Here is a 13,982-nt window from a genome sequence, read left to right as displayed (position 1 = left end):
TTGTAAAAATCGAATATTTTTCCAAATTAGACACAGACCAAGCAATTAAGTATAGCCGTTGTTAGCAACTGGGATTACATGTTTTTTTTCTAATTCCTTTAATATTTGTTCTATTGTAGTAAACTCTTTTACAATTTTACAATGGATTGAGTTTGGTAAAATTGTAAATGTGTTTGCGGTTTTAAATCTATATATATATATCATTCATTTCTTCTGAAAATTTTAATCATTTGATAGAAAAATCGTTCCATTAATCGTAAATCTTCGGTTATAATATCCGCTGTTCCTCTCATTTCTTGTTTTAATTCAATTTTCTTTTTATACGATGTAATCAAATTTTTAGTTAATGAAATATCTATCGTATAAAAACCTTCTTTATCTGTAATTTCAATATTTACAGTGGCTCTAAACACTTTTTTAATGGATTTTGGATTGTCCCTTCTAAAATTAGAGATGGTATTGTGGTCTGGAACAAGTCCTTTTATAAGCCACATCAATTCCACATTTCTAATACATTCCTTTTCTAATGCTCGAGAAGATCTTATTTTATTAAGATAGCCGTAGATGTAAAGTTTTAATAAATCTTTTGGATGAAATGGCGGGCGACCATTTTTATTAAACCGAATATCTTTAAACCCCAAAGCAACAACATCTTGTGAATTTACAAAGGCATCAATAAAGCGTACAGGATTATTTTCTTCTATTAATTGTTCTATTGTTTCGGGAATTAAAACGGCTTGTTTTCTGTTAAAACCTTGAATGTAGCTCATAACTAAAGATACAAATTATCAATGTTTTATACCAATATTTAAGTGCTCAGTTTTTAGACAGTCTGACATGATGTGTATGGATAGTTGCGTGGTTAAGCAACTAAATTAGTAAACAAATACGGACCAGAGAAAATTCCGAAGGAATTTTCCAAATAAGCACTAACCAAAGCAATTAATTATACACCGTGTTGTGTGCAGTTTTTATTTCATATGTTTTTTAATGTCCATTCTCTGATGTAATATTCTAACTATTTCAACAATTCCATTTTCAATTTTTCTATAAAAAATCAGATGTGATTTGATTTTAGTTACTCTATAATTTTTCCGAGTTTGTTCAGCAGATTTTCCAACCAAATAATTATCGGCAATAAATTCAATTTCTTCGACTATTAGGTCGTAATATCTATCAGCTTGCTTTTTAGACCATTTATGAAAGGTGTAAACCCAAATGTCATTTAAATCATCAATCGCTTGTTGACTTATTCGGTATTGGTTTTTACTCATAAGTGTTTACTATGCAATTCAATTAGGTTTTGTTTCGGATCGAAATTCTCAACAAATCCGCTTTGTTCTCCTTTTTCAAGAGCTTTAATCAATTCTCTTTCTTTTTTTTCTTCATTTTCCAAAATTCGTAAAGCTGAACGAATAACTTCGCTTACAGAACCATATCTGCCAGATTTTACTTCTGATCTTATAAATTCCTCAAAATGATTTCCGAGTGATATTGACGTGTTTTTTCCCATTTGAATTATGTTTTATTCAAATATACCAAATCTTGGTAACGTAGGCAAATGTTTGCCAACGTTCTTGTATATGGTTTGTTGCGTGGTTTAGCACTTAATTTAGCATATAAAAACCGAATAGAAAATCCGCGAGGATTTTCGTAAGTAGGCTAGAACTAGCAATAAATTATATACGGTGTTGTAAGTAGTTTTTATAGATTATTAATTGCTTCTTCAATTGATTTTTTTTCTCGTTCATAAATACCCTTTTCCAACTTATTTTTTTCTAATTCAGTTTCATATTTAAAATACAATTGCATTGTATATTCATAATCTATTTCAATGATACTTAAATTAATTTTTTTATTTCCTATTATCCACTCAGTTCTTGGAAGATTGTCATATTCACTATTATTCGTTGGCTTTCCATATTTTTTAATTATAATATTTCTGAGTGAATTGTAATTATCTATACCAGATTTATAAAAATAATTATAATCCCTTGTTTCACCGTATAATCTTAAATGCCTTAAGCCTCGTTCATCATCATAAAAATCTGGTCTCATTCGGAATTTGAAATACCCGAGTTTGCCCTTTGTTTTTTCTAAGAATATTTTTTCCTCTTTTTTATACTTTTTTTCGGTAATTCCAAAATTTATATTACCAACAGCAATTTTCTGTTGAGATTGAATTAAACTATCTATTTTAGATTCGTTTTTTGTGAACTCTTTTACAATTTCAGAACCATCTTCAAATGTTTGTATTATTTTCAGTTCATTGCCTTTTTCAGAATATTTTATTTTTTCATCAAATTTGGTGTCTCTCCATTTTCCATCACCATTTCCCCAAGTCACTTTATTTCCGCTAATCTTAACTTTGTAATCAAACTTTTTTCCATCATCCTTTCTAGTATATGAAACGTAATAAATTCCGTCATTGTTTTTTACTTTTATTATTTCAGGTGGCTGATTCATAATCGCAGAAACTGTGTATTTGGCAATTTCTGATTCGGTAAAAACTTTCTTAGACAATTCAACCTTTTCTAATTCAGTTTTTGAGTTGGTTTTTTCTTCACTCTTTTTATTTTCACAACTACTAAATGTTATGGTCAGAATTAAAATGCTTATCAATGGTTTTAGTCTACTCATAATGGTTTGGTCAAATTACTTACAAAACTCCTTATATAATTACCAAAGCTCCTCATATCCCTAAAACAATTAGCGATAACAGTATTTTTAGTATTAAAGCATGTAAAGCTAAAGTACAATTCAACCTCACTATTCCCTACACGTATAACTACGTGGTTTTCTTATATTAGGTAGTAGTCAAATTTAAATAAACGCATATTGGTATCATTACGGAAACCCGTAACACACTAACATTAAACAAAAAAAAAACAAACCTTTTGGTCTGTGCTATTCATAATCTTTTATCATGTTGTACAACAATATGTCGTGAAAAAACTTCGTTTTAGCGAATAAACATCTTAAGTACAGGTATTTAAAAATACATGTGGCCATTAATTTATTTCAAATTGTAATTTTTCAATTCGTTTTTTAATTCCATTAAAGAATTAGGTTCAATAATTTGAGTGTCTATAATAAATTCACTTTTTTTCAATATCAGTTTTAAGTCACCTGCAAATTCTCTAATAGATTTTACTTCGGATAGCTTAATTTTTTTCGGAAACAGAGTGTTTTTTATTAATTCTCCATTATTAAGTGTTAGATATTGCTTTTTATTCTCAAAGTAATAAATAATGAACATAAAAAGTCCTGCTCCAAGTTGTCCAATCCCAACTGTTTTAATTGATATATCTCTCCAATCACTAGTTACTAAAGATAGTAAAGCCAGAATAATTCCTAGAGCTGTAAAAAATATTCCTAATCTTAAATTAGATCTTAATCTCTCTTTAGAATATCTGATTTTTGTCATTTTATAAATGCTTTTTTATTTTTTAATAATTATTAAAGTTCCCTATATGTTAAAAAACAGATAGCGATAACAGTGTTTTTAGTATTAAAACAGGTATCGCTAAGTTATAAAATAAGTGCCTATTTACAAGACATAGAACTACTTGGTTTATTTACAATAGTGAGACCTAAAATTAAATATAATCCTTTAAATATTACTACGGGAAACCGTATTTTTTTTTAATATCTAACACACACTCTCTTTCAGTTAAAGTTTATTTTACTTCGAAGATAAAATCACTCCAAACCAACACTTAACAGCTTTACCAAATTATAAGACGCATCTAATGTTAAAAAAGGATACTCAACCTTGCTCAAAAACAAACCATTAGGATGTGCAGTGTAGGTTACTTTCAACTTTTTTTCCTGATTTAAAATTTGCTTAAAGGCTTCTAAAGTTAGCTTACCACGACCAACTTCCAACACATAATACACACAAATACGCACCATACCACGTAGAAAACGGTTGCTGGTGATAGAAAATCGCATGCGACCTTGCGCTTCATTAATAAACAGTTGGCAATTGGTTACCTCACATAAGGTGTTATCGTAGAGATGCGGTTGCTTGCAGAACGCTTTAAAGTCTTTAGTGTCACTAATAATAGCCGTCGCTTTTTTCATGGCTTCGAAGTCTAAGGAATAATCTTCGTAGAAGGCACTGTTAGGGTATAGTATTGGGTTTTTATTCCAATGCAAAAAATAATCGTAAGAACGTGAAACAGCATGATAACGACAATGCTGCTTTACCGTCACTTCGAAGATTTCGAAAACGGCGATGCTATTGGGTAGGTTTTTATTTAATCTAAATTTTAAATCGAAGGTTGGTGCTTCCTCCAAATTAATTTGAATTACATATTGGCTAGCGTGCACGCCAGCATCTGTGCGACCACAACCATAAACACTTACTGTTTTCTTAAAAATCTGTAAAAGTGTTTGTTCGATAACTTCTTGCACAGTGTTAAGCGTGTTGTTTTGACGCTGCCAACCACTGTAATCACTACCATCGAAGCCTAAATGTATAAAATATCGCATTTGTAAATTAGAAAAAAGTAAATCTAGGTATTGTTAAGCTGTTAGCGCCTAAAAATGCAGGATAGTTATTTTGTATATTGCGCTTACTATTGCGCTGCAATTGTTTTACTACTGAACCTACTTAAGCACAAAACCCAAATTTTAGGATTTTGTGCTTTTAATATAGTACTATACTTATATTTAAATCGCTATTGCTTTATTATTTTTTTAATCACTTTTTGATCATTAATCCCATATATTTCCATCAAATAAACGCCTGGATTTAAAGTTTCAATATTTAATTTATTTGTCGCGTTAGTTTTTAATATTTGTCTTCCTGAAGTATCATACAATACAACACTTTTAATAGCAATTGAAGATTGAATATTAATATTTGCTGTTGTTGGATTTGGAAAGATTTTAAAGTTATTTGAAAAGGCGTTTTCTACTGTGCTTAAAGTCGCTATTGAAACACATGCCGAAACATCTGTACATCCGAATTTAGTTAAAGACACAGCGTAATTACCATTTGAGGTCGCGGTAAATGTGCTATTATTTTCTCCTGAAATAGGATTCATACCATTATTGCAATCTAACCATTGGTAGGTTACACTAGATGCATTAGTGCTAATGGTTGCATTATTTAATGTAGTAGAAGTATCTATTGTGATATTACCGACACCTATGTTTGTAGATATTACACAAGAGATAGTAGCATCTGTAAAAGTTACAGTATAAGTGTCTGTTGTTAAACCTGAAGCGTTAGACGCTTGTCCTTGCAATAAATTAATGTCTGTGTCTACTATAGTTCCCATTGAATTTCTCCAAACTGCTGAGTATGGTGGTGTGCCAAAAATACCTACTGCACTTACTGCTCCGTCAGATCCTCCTTGACATTCATTATTTACTAAATTTGGAAATACTTGTAATGTGCATTGCGCATTTAATTGTGGCATGCAGAAAAAGTTGAAATTTATTAATAGAATAATTAAGGCTTTGTAAATTATGTTGGTTTTCATAATAATATTGGTTTTAATTTTTTAGTTATTGATCGTAATATTTTCGAAGCTCAAAGTTATAGTTTTAAGACCAACTAATCAATTGATATATTGCAAATGTTTGTTTACTAATTGCCAAAAAAAAGCACAAACCTTGGGTTTGTGCTTTTTGAAATAACTTAAAATAGTTTTAATTACTCTACATTATAAGTAATTAAATCGCCACATTCTAATGTGTCCATAATTCTATAATATTCAATACGTCTGTCGTTACCTTCAATACCGATAGAGTAGGTGTTATCGCAATGAATAGTCACGTATCTTCTTTCTGTAAGCGCATCGTTTATACTACCATCTTCTTGAAGATATTCAAAATAGTAACGCCCATCGTCTAATGCTGTCCAAACACCATTTGCAACTTCTACATCTACATAACGGCTTATAAAAGTACCATCTTCTCTAAACTCTAAAATTATTCCAGAGTCTTCTCTTGTATTTTGAAACCATTGGTCTACATAAGTCCACTCTGTTCCAGTCCATTCGTCTATAATAGACTCTAAATTTTCATCACGATACATTTCCCAAGTCCCAAGAAGTTTTGCTGGTACAATTTCTTCTTGTTGCACTACTTGTTGTTCTTGATTGTCATCGTCTTTTTCACAATTCATAAATGCCATTGCTAATACTGCAATACATAATAACTTTTTCATAGTAATTTGTTTTAATGATTAGATCTAAATATCTCTTTTTTGTGAAAAATAAGCTTCACGTGTACGGGTGAAACTATCAATTTAACGGTTAAAAGTGAAAAATATTAATTATTAGAGCGTTTAATAGCTTCTGTTAATAGTGCGATTTTTTTATACTTAGTATCTTTAATATCGAAATAATCGTACATCCTTCTTAGTGCAGAACCAATGCCATCGACACTCATAAAGGCTTTTTCGGCAATTTCTTTGTTGGTTATTTCTGGTGTATCTAGTAAAATGTTAAGGACTTTCCAGTCGGTTTCGTTTAATTTTCTATTAATAGAAGCTTCAATGTCTTCTCTAATGAGTTCGAATTTTTTGGAGTCGACAATAATACTTGAACTAGAATTATTTTTAAGTTTTTCTAATTCTTCTAGTAATGCTTCTCTTTTTTTACGATTCTTTTTAATGTGGTTTTTATAATACAGTACAATAAAAAGGATTAAAAGTACAGCTCCCGAAATAATGCCAAAGGTTCTTTTAAGCTGTTTTAGTTCTAATTGTGCTTGTTGTTTTTCGTTTTTAAGTTTGGTTTCATATAGCTTAACATCGAACTCGTTTTTAACAGCTTCTCTTGCGACTGCGAAATTATTTTTTTCTAACTGAATGCTATCATTATAAATGTTATAGCGCTCGTACATTTTTAATGATAAGCCTAATTTGTTTTGTGCTTTGTAGCATTTGTATAATAATTCATATACATTTCGTTTGACCTCATTATTTGCATTGGAAGGTAACTTAGCTAAAATAGCTTCTGCTTTTTTAGTTGCATCACTTGTATTGGTCTCGAAGGTGAGTTGCGCAATAATAATTTGGGCATCAATAATTCCTGTTTCTATGGCAAGCTCTGTATTAAGGTCTAAATTCTTTATTGCATAAAAATTAGCACGCTTTAAGTCCTTTAAATTAAGGTATATCTTAGCTAAAGACTCGTAACAGTTGGCTATAAAGAATTTTTCGTTTTTTACTTGAAGTATTTTTAGTCCTTTTTTGTAATAAAACTCAGCATCTTTGTACAATCCTTTTTCAAAATTTGTCCAACCTATATTCAAATAAATAACAGCTGTTCTTCGGTCTTCAAATGCTCTATTATTTAAAATGTTAAGTGATTTTTTATAGTACTCTAAGGCTAAATCGTAATTATTAATGATGAGATAAACGCTTCCTAAACTGGTAAGCATATGCGATTCTTCCTCTAGATTAGCATCTTCTTGATAAAACTTTAAAGCCTTAGAAAAATACTGTGTTGCTTGACTATAGTCTTGTCTATAAATAAAAATATTACCCATGTTACCCATAATAGCCGCTTGTAACGTTGGATCTTTAAGTTCAATTGCTAACGTTTCGGCTTCTTGATAAACACTCATGGCTTTATCGTAATTACGTTTAAGTCTGTAAATATTTCCGGTTCTTTTAGTAGCCTTAAACATGTGCTTTGTAGCCTTCTTTTCTTCTGCTAATAAGTAATAATACTCTAAAGCTACTAATGCTGAATCAGGTTGAGTTTGATTATTTATTTCATAATAGTTTTCTAAAGCATTAAAACGAACGGAATCTATTCCTTTTTCGTTTTCCCATACTAGTTTTAAAGAATCATTACTGATTTGTGCGCTGACAGAAAGCCCAAACAATACGGTTATAATAAAAACACATTTTCTCATAGTTAAAAGACGCAATTATGTTTAATCATATTTTAGTATAATTAAATAAGCATAAGAATTATAACGCTATAAATTGTTAATTAAAGAAATAATTTAAATATCAAAAAGGATAAAATTAATACGACAACCATTTATAGTGTAGTGGTCTCAAAAGTTAATCTAACAAGAAGAAGATTGTAAATTTTAAGAGTAATAGAACAACACATAACAGCACAAACTTTAATTTGTGCCTTTCAATATACTTAAACATTACTACTGTATTTTAATACATCTGATACCTGCTCCAAGTTGTATTGGGTTATCTCCATATAATATAGCGTTAGTATCAAATAATTGAACAAGTCTTCTTGTTTGAGAACCAAGACTAGTACCATTAACATTTGTTGTTGCCCATGTACATATACCATGCGCTAGAGTAGCTGTTCCAGGAGTGCTAACATAGCCATTTGGTACTGCATTAAAACCATATACGTTTGTTCCGTTTCCAGAGTTAGGTGACCATCCTGCTTCTGTTTTTAATACTGTTGCTTCATGTCCTGAATTACCATCGTTAGCAATAAAGCTTTCTAATGTTAAAAAATCTGCTTCAGTTGGAATTCTCCAACCTGCTGGAGCCAATTTCCCGCTTTCAATTGCAAAATGATTATACATTGCACCATAAGCATCGAAAGTTAACTCTTCGTCAACTATATTACTTAAGTCACTTGTATCTGCCCAACGGTAAAATGCTTCTTGGTTGTTTAAGCTTCCCCAATTATTGCCATGTGCAGCAAAAGTATATTGAGTAATAGCTACGCCGTCATTATATTTTGTTGTTTTTAAATTTTCTTTCATCCAAATTTGATTTCCCATTGTAATGGTCTCGTAAACGTTTCCATCCGCATCCGTTACTGTTTCGGGTTGTATTTCTACTTCTGTTTGCGGTTCTGGAGCATCGTCGTCGCTAGAGCATTGGAAAACTAGTAAAGAGAATACCAGGAGTAACGGTAATTGAATTAATTTTTTCATAGGTTTAATTTTTACTTGTTATTTGGACTATTAAATAATTTCTACTACAAATTTTAGTGAATTTCACTAAAAACACTTCACGTCTGCACGTGAAAAGCAATAAAAAGTATTAAATAAATGAAATATTTTTTTGTAAACTACAAAACACAAATTGTAGCTATTTACTTATATAACAAGCATAAAGCAGTTTTTCCTAGCTATTAAATAGAATTATTATAAAAAAATAAGTTAAGTACTTGATTATAAGAGTTATAAATCGGTAGATTTTTTTATGGAACTGGCATGATCTTTAATAAAGTACCATTTACCATCAGTTTTTTCTAAATCATAACTCACTATCATGCGATTAAAATAAGGTTTCCCATTACGAAGTGGTTCACTATACACAACTTCTACAATTGCCATACCCAGTGTTTCTCCAATATTTGTATTAAGTATTTTGGTTTTAAAAGACCATTGTATTGGCGCTGCAAACCATTCTTTATGATAGTTAATAAAGGCAGTGTTTGTATTTGTAGGCTCTGTACTTGGTAAGATAAGTTGCATGTTTCCGTTTGGAGTTAATGTACTTTTCATAGCTTCTAAATTCTTTTTAGAGACAGCTTCTAAATGTTTGTTTAAAACAATATTAAACTCCTTTTCGTTGCCCTCTTGGCTTATTATATTAGCTTCTATTTGTTCTGTTTTAGTATTACAGTTGAAGCATGATAGGGCAATAATTAAAATTAGTGTGTATTTCATAATATTGGTTTTAATCTTTTAAATCGTAAACAGAATACATGTTTTTGTCTATTAGTTTTTTAGGTACTTTGCTAAATATAATATTTCTAATTGAGTAGCCAGCAGTCATATTTGCTATTTTACCTGTAAACCAAGATTGCATTACAATGCTATTTACACGCTTATAACGTTTATTTTGGAAGTCTTTAAAACTGTTTTTATTTGGGTTTTCAGAAATCATTCTACCCAAATAATAACCATCTTCAATGGCTTGAGCACCACCTTGTCCCATATTGGGAGTTGTAGCATGGGCTGCATCACCAATAAGACAGACGTTTCCTTTTTGCCAGTGTTTTATGGGTTTTAAGTCTGTGATATCGTTTCGCAGAATGTTATCTATTTCTGTATTGCTAATTAATTGGTTTACTAAAGGATGAAAGTCTTTAAAATAGGTGGTAAGTTTTTCTTTTAAAACAGCAGTATTATCTTTTTGAAACGCTTTGCTTTTCTGTACTGCAAACCAAGAGGTTTCAGTTTCTGAGAGTTGAGACAAACCAAACCGGATACCTTTTCCCCACATTTCGATACCTCGTTCTTTATATTCTGAAGGTAATGCACTTTTCATAACGCCTCGCCAACAGGTTTGACCAGAGTAACGAATTTGCGATTTAGGGAATAGTTGCGCGCGTACTTTAGAATCTATACCGTCTGCACCAATAAGGTATTGACTTTCGACTTGTGAACCATCTGTAAAAGTAATAATTACAGCATCGTTTTCTTGCTTAAAATATTGAAACGCTTTATTCCAATGGATTTTTTCTTTGGGAAGCGCTTCAATTAATGCTAATTGTAGTTTTGCACGATGGATAGCAAGGGTGGAGAAACCATATTTTTCTTTTGCTGGTAATTGACTGCTATCCGCTAATGGCTCTAGTTTTTGGTTGGATAAAGTAATACGATTGACTACATTTCCAACTTTAAAGACTGCATCTAAAACACCTACAAATTCTAGAACTTGCAGCGCATTTGGTGCTAGCCAAATTCCTGCACCTAACGCATTTGGTGCTTTTGCTTTTTCAAATAATTGGTACTTAATATTTAATTTTTCGAAGACTAGAGCAGTGGTTAACCCACCAATTCCAGCACCTATGATTGTGTACATTGGAGATGTTTAAATGTTTTGTCAATCGAGTGGTTTTTGTAATAAAAATAACATAAAAAATAATTAAAGTGTTCTCGTTACAATTTCTCATACTTCGAAATCACTCGAACTGACACCTGAATTTATGTCTTGATTTCACTCGAATTGACACCTGATTTAATGTCTTGATTTCACTCGAACTGATACCTGATTTAATAATTTAATGTATTGATTTCACTCGTACTAACGCTACTATTTTCGTTCTATAAATATACTAAAACCGTCATTACTATTAAAGTAAAGGCAACCAAAATAATAAACAAAGGCATGATGAATTTTAGCCATTTATTAAAGCCAACTTTTACTATTGCTAAAGAGGCCAATATTAATCCTGTAGGGTTTATTAAGTAGAATAATCCCATACCATATTGGTAGGCATTAACAACAATTTCTCTTCCAACACCAACACCATCGGCCAAAGGCGACATAATAGGCATAGTTAACACAGCCATTCCTGAAGAACTTGGGATAAAGAAAGAAAGTACAGCATAAATGCCTGTTGTAGCAGTTGCAAAAAGCCCTTTATTCATACCGTTGGTAACACCACTAGCGTAATATAACAAGGTATCACTAATTAAGCCATCTGCCATAATAACTGTAATTCCTCTTGCAATTCCTATAATTAAAGCAACACCCAATAAATCTCCAGCACCTTTAACAAAAGTATCTACAAAGGTTGATTCTTTTATTCCTGTAATAATTCCTATTAAAATAGAACCAACAAGAAAAGTTGCCGTCATCTCTACAAACCACCATTCTAAGAAAACGACACCATAAATCATTATGGCAAAACACATCGTGAAAACAAATAACGCCAAACGTAAACGTGTAGTGAATTTTACAGTTTCTGAAGTATTAGTAGAAAACATTGCTGCAATTTGTTGTTGTTGATCGTAGATAATAGATTTTGTAGGGTCTTTTTTTACACGATTGGCGTAGCGTAAAATGTAAATAATAGAAATCGTTAAACACGCTAGTAACATTAATAGTCTCCCAAAAGCTCCTGTGGTCCAACTTATTCCTGCCGCATCACTAGCAATAATACTACTAAATGGATTTATAGTAGAGCACATAGTTCCTACAGACGAACCAATAAAGATACAAGCAACACCAACTAAAGCATCGTATTTTGCTGCTAAAAACACAGGGATTAAAATAGGGAAGAAGGCAATGGTTTCTTCTGCAAACCCAAAAGTTGTACCACCAGCTGCTACTAAAGTGGTGACTAAAATAATGAGAATAAATTCTCTTCCTTTTAAGGCATTTGCAAGCCATCCAATACCAGCATCAAAAGCACCTGTACTATTTATTATACCAATTAAGCCTCCAATTATTAATACTAGGAAAATAATATCTGCAGCTTCAATAATACCTTTTACTGGCGATTTTATAAACGCTAAAACACCTTGAGGTCTAGCTTCTTGTTTTTTATACGTGTTAGGAATATTAATGGCTTTGTAAATGCCTCCACTGGTAAATTTCTCAAGCGGTATTTTAATAGCTAGGGCATCCAATGTTTCTTGTGTTGCAGGCAGATCAATGGATTTTTCATTGCTCGCTTGCGTGAAATTATTAGTCTCTTTATTATACACTAATGTATCGTATTTGCCAGCAGGGATAATCCAGGTTAGTAGCGTTACCAGTCCTGCTATAATTAATAAAATAGTTTGTGCTGATGGGAATGTTAGGTTTTTCATACGTTGTCATTCCGGCCAAGGCAGGAATGTGCTTTTTAATACTGTTGGTTAGCTTGAATTATTATTCCTGATTGTATTTCGGCTGCGCTCAGCATAAACTCCGAAGTAACAAAATTGATAATTCTCTTTTATAGCACTAAAGATAGTATTATTTTTATTCTGAAATACATAATAATATTATGACAGAAGATATTCACAACAGTTGGAAGCGCCACTTACAATCTGAATTTGATAAACCGTATTTTGAATCATTAGTTCAATTTGTAAAAACCGAATACAGTAAAAATCAATGTTTTCCTTCTAGTGCACTCATTTTTAATGCTTTTGAGAAGTGCCATTTTAATGATTTAAAAGTGGTTATTATTGGTCAAGATCCTTACCATAACTACAATCAAGCCAATGGTTTGTGTTTTAGCGTTAATGATGGTATTAAACATCCACCTTCTCTTATTAATATTTTTAAAGAAATTGAAACTGATTTAAATAAACCCTATCCAGAAAGCGGAAACTTAGAACGTTGGGCTAAACAAGGTGTGTTTTTACTTAATGCAACACTAACGGTTCGTGCTCACGACGCTGGAAGTCACCAAAAACAAGGCTGGGAGACGTTTACCGATGCTGTAATTAAAACGATAAGTGCTAATAAAGAAAATGTAGTGTTCCTGCTTTGGGGAGGTTTTGCTAAGAAGAAAGCAAAGTTGATTGATACAGAAAAACATCATATTTTAACGTCTGGTCATCCTTCTCCGTTAAGTGCTAATCGTGGATACTGGTTTGGTAACAGGCATTTTAGTGAGAGTAATGCCATTTTAAAAAAACTAGGTTTGGTAGAAGTAGAGTGGTAGACTTAATCTACAGTAAACTCGTAACCACCATTTGCATTTGCATTTATAATTGTAGAGTTTATTCTAATATAACCAAACTCAAAAACTCCACCATCAATAGTTAGTTTACCATCATCATGACTATTAAATCTATTACCTGAAAGATAAAATGTACCAGGTTCTAATAGCGTAATGCTGAATTTGTTTGCAAATGAAGAGCCGTTATATAGACTTCGTACGTTTATTAAATCATTCTCAATAATAGTTTGGCCTTCAATATTTTGAATATTGCTTTCTGTTAAAGGTATTCTTGTAATGGTACCAAAATTGGTAAGCTTATACAAGCTTATTGTATTTTGAAAAAATGATTGACCAATTTCAGCATCATTATAATCTGTTAAAAGAATTGTGCTACCACTGTTTGTTAATTGTTGGTTCTCTATAGTCGTTTCTATAGTAATAACATCGTTAACATTAAATGTATTGGTATTATTCTCAATGGCTACCAGTTGATTATTTTCTAGCGTTATTGTTTCCGGGAAATTATCGTCATCTTAACATTGAGTATTTGTTAAGCAAAATGTAACAACAATAAAAAAACTAATGGCTTTAAATATTTCATAATCTTTATTTTCTTTTAAGATGCAG

16 protein-coding genes are annotated in these 13,982 nt (G+C 31.4%); 1 reads left to right on the top strand and 15 read right to left on the bottom strand.

Going from position 1 to position 13,982, the window contains the following annotated elements; translation table 11 throughout:
- Positions 1-45: 45 nt before the first annotated feature.
- From RH82_RS18330 to RH82_RS04590, 14 genes are all read right to left on the bottom strand, one after another.
- Positions 46-204 carry a hypothetical protein gene (locus tag RH82_RS18330; RefSeq protein ID WP_156112413.1) on the bottom strand — a complete coding sequence of 53 codons (159 nt, stop codon included), beginning with the start codon at positions 202-204 and terminating at the stop codon, positions 46-48.
- Positions 201-770, bottom strand: a complete 570-nt coding sequence (locus RH82_RS04650; protein WP_052158214.1) for a transposase — start codon at positions 768-770, stop codon at positions 201-203. Before RH82_RS04650 ends, RH82_RS18330 begins: the two co-directional genes overlap by 4 nt.
- Positions 771-971: 201 nt before the next feature.
- Positions 972-1,274, bottom strand: a complete 303-nt coding sequence (locus tag RH82_RS04645; protein ID WP_034058506.1) for a type II toxin-antitoxin system RelE/ParE family toxin — start codon at positions 1,272-1,274, stop codon at positions 972-974.
- Positions 1,271-1,513 (bottom strand): type II toxin-antitoxin system ParD family antitoxin, encoded by a 243-nt coding sequence (locus tag RH82_RS04640; protein WP_034058503.1) that lies wholly within the window; start codon positions 1,511-1,513, stop codon positions 1,271-1,273. The genes RH82_RS04645 and RH82_RS04640 overlap by 4 nt, the downstream gene beginning before the upstream one ends.
- Before the next feature lie 191 nt (positions 1,514-1,704).
- Complete coding sequence (locus RH82_RS04635) at positions 1,705-2,640, bottom strand: hypothetical protein (RefSeq protein ID WP_034058501.1); 936 nt, start codon at positions 2,638-2,640, stop codon at positions 1,705-1,707.
- Positions 2,641-3,016: 376 nt separating this feature from the next.
- On the bottom strand, positions 3,017-3,427 hold the full coding sequence (locus tag RH82_RS04630) for a hypothetical protein (protein WP_034058499.1): 411 nt from the start codon (positions 3,425-3,427) through the stop codon (positions 3,017-3,019).
- Positions 3,428-3,702: 275 nt separating this feature from the next.
- Positions 3,703-4,497, bottom strand: coding sequence for a tRNA pseudouridine(38-40) synthase TruA (truA, locus tag RH82_RS04625; RefSeq protein ID WP_034058498.1), 795 nt, complete (start codon positions 4,495-4,497; stop codon positions 3,703-3,705).
- A gap of 188 nt (positions 4,498-4,685) precedes the next feature.
- Positions 4,686-5,495 carry a T9SS type A sorting domain-containing protein gene (locus RH82_RS04620; RefSeq protein WP_081979183.1) on the bottom strand — a complete coding sequence of 270 codons (810 nt, stop codon included), beginning with the start codon at positions 5,493-5,495 and terminating at the stop codon, positions 4,686-4,688.
- 173 nt (positions 5,496-5,668) lie between these two features.
- Complete coding sequence (locus RH82_RS04615; protein WP_034058495.1) at positions 5,669-6,184, bottom strand: hypothetical protein; 516 nt, start codon at positions 6,182-6,184, stop codon at positions 5,669-5,671.
- Between the two features lie 104 nt (positions 6,185-6,288).
- A complete protein-coding gene (locus RH82_RS04610; protein WP_034058492.1) occupies positions 6,289-7,884 on the bottom strand; it encodes a tetratricopeptide repeat protein in 1,596 nt (531 codons plus the stop codon).
- Between the two features lie 252 nt (positions 7,885-8,136).
- Positions 8,137-8,892: a fibrobacter succinogenes major paralogous domain-containing protein gene (locus tag RH82_RS17690; RefSeq protein ID WP_052158213.1), complete on the bottom strand. Its 756-nt coding sequence runs from the start codon at positions 8,890-8,892 to the stop codon at positions 8,137-8,139.
- 249 nt (positions 8,893-9,141) lie between these two features.
- Positions 9,142-9,633: a YybH family protein gene (locus RH82_RS04600; protein WP_034058489.1), complete on the bottom strand. Its 492-nt coding sequence runs from the start codon at positions 9,631-9,633 to the stop codon at positions 9,142-9,144.
- Between the two features lie 10 nt (positions 9,634-9,643).
- Positions 9,644-10,774: an FAD-dependent monooxygenase gene (locus RH82_RS04595; protein ID WP_034058488.1), complete on the bottom strand. Its 1,131-nt coding sequence runs from the start codon at positions 10,772-10,774 to the stop codon at positions 9,644-9,646.
- Between the two features lie 242 nt (positions 10,775-11,016).
- A complete protein-coding gene (locus RH82_RS04590) occupies positions 11,017-12,510 on the bottom strand; it encodes a YfcC family protein (RefSeq protein WP_034058486.1) in 1,494 nt (497 codons plus the stop codon).
- Positions 12,511-12,689: 179 nt separating this feature from the next.
- Between RH82_RS04590 and RH82_RS04585 the strand changes: the two genes are divergently transcribed.
- Complete coding sequence (locus tag RH82_RS04585) at positions 12,690-13,355, top strand: uracil-DNA glycosylase (RefSeq protein WP_034058485.1); 666 nt, start codon at positions 12,690-12,692, stop codon at positions 13,353-13,355.
- A gap of 2 nt (positions 13,356-13,357) precedes the next feature.
- On the opposite strand, the gene RH82_RS04580 is transcribed toward RH82_RS04585, so the two are convergent.
- Positions 13,358-13,678 (bottom strand): hypothetical protein, encoded by a 321-nt coding sequence (locus RH82_RS04580; protein WP_034058483.1) that lies wholly within the window; start codon positions 13,676-13,678, stop codon positions 13,358-13,360.
- Between the last annotated feature and the right edge of the window lie 304 nt (positions 13,679-13,982).

Source organism: Lacinutrix jangbogonensis, from assembly GCF_000797445.1.
Classification (GTDB): Bacteria; Bacteroidota; Bacteroidia; order Flavobacteriales; family Flavobacteriaceae; genus Lacinutrix; species Lacinutrix jangbogonensis.
This window is presented reverse-complemented; position numbering and strand designations above follow the sequence as displayed.

Excerpts from the sequence above, each read along its gene's own strand:
- RH82_RS18330 (WP_156112413.1), bottom strand. The coding sequence starts at position 204 with ATGATATATATATATAGATTTAAAACCGCAAACACATTTACAATTTTA.
- RH82_RS04650 (WP_052158214.1), bottom strand. The coding sequence starts at position 770 with ATGAGCTACATTCAAGGTTTTAACAGAAAACAAGCCGTTTTAATTCCC.
- RH82_RS04645 (WP_034058506.1), bottom strand. The coding sequence starts at position 1,274 with ATGAGTAAAAACCAATACCGAATAAGTCAACAAGCGATTGATGATTTA.
- RH82_RS04640 (WP_034058503.1), bottom strand. The coding sequence starts at position 1,513 with ATGGGAAAAAACACGTCAATATCACTCGGAAATCATTTTGAGGAATTT.
- RH82_RS04635 (WP_034058501.1), bottom strand. The coding sequence starts at position 2,640 with ATGAGTAGACTAAAACCATTGATAAGCATTTTAATTCTGACCATAACA.
- RH82_RS04630 (WP_034058499.1), bottom strand. The coding sequence starts at position 3,427 with ATGACAAAAATCAGATATTCTAAAGAGAGATTAAGATCTAATTTAAGA.
- truA (WP_034058498.1), bottom strand. The coding sequence starts at position 4,497 with ATGCGATATTTTATACATTTAGGCTTCGATGGTAGTGATTACAGTGGT.
- RH82_RS04620 (WP_081979183.1), bottom strand. The coding sequence starts at position 5,495 with ATGAAAACCAACATAATTTACAAAGCCTTAATTATTCTATTAATAAAT.
- RH82_RS04615 (WP_034058495.1), bottom strand. The coding sequence starts at position 6,184 with ATGAAAAAGTTATTATGTATTGCAGTATTAGCAATGGCATTTATGAAT.
- RH82_RS04610 (WP_034058492.1), bottom strand. The coding sequence starts at position 7,884 with ATGAGAAAATGTGTTTTTATTATAACCGTATTGTTTGGGCTTTCTGTC.
- RH82_RS17690 (WP_052158213.1), bottom strand. The coding sequence starts at position 8,892 with ATGAAAAAATTAATTCAATTACCGTTACTCCTGGTATTCTCTTTACTA.
- RH82_RS04600 (WP_034058489.1), bottom strand. The coding sequence starts at position 9,633 with ATGAAATACACACTAATTTTAATTATTGCCCTATCATGCTTCAACTGT.
- RH82_RS04595 (WP_034058488.1), bottom strand. The coding sequence starts at position 10,774 with ATGTACACAATCATAGGTGCTGGAATTGGTGGGTTAACCACTGCTCTA.
- RH82_RS04590 (WP_034058486.1), bottom strand. The coding sequence starts at position 12,510 with ATGAAAAACCTAACATTCCCATCAGCACAAACTATTTTATTAATTATA.
- RH82_RS04585 (WP_034058485.1), top strand. The coding sequence starts at position 12,690 with ATGACAGAAGATATTCACAACAGTTGGAAGCGCCACTTACAATCTGAA.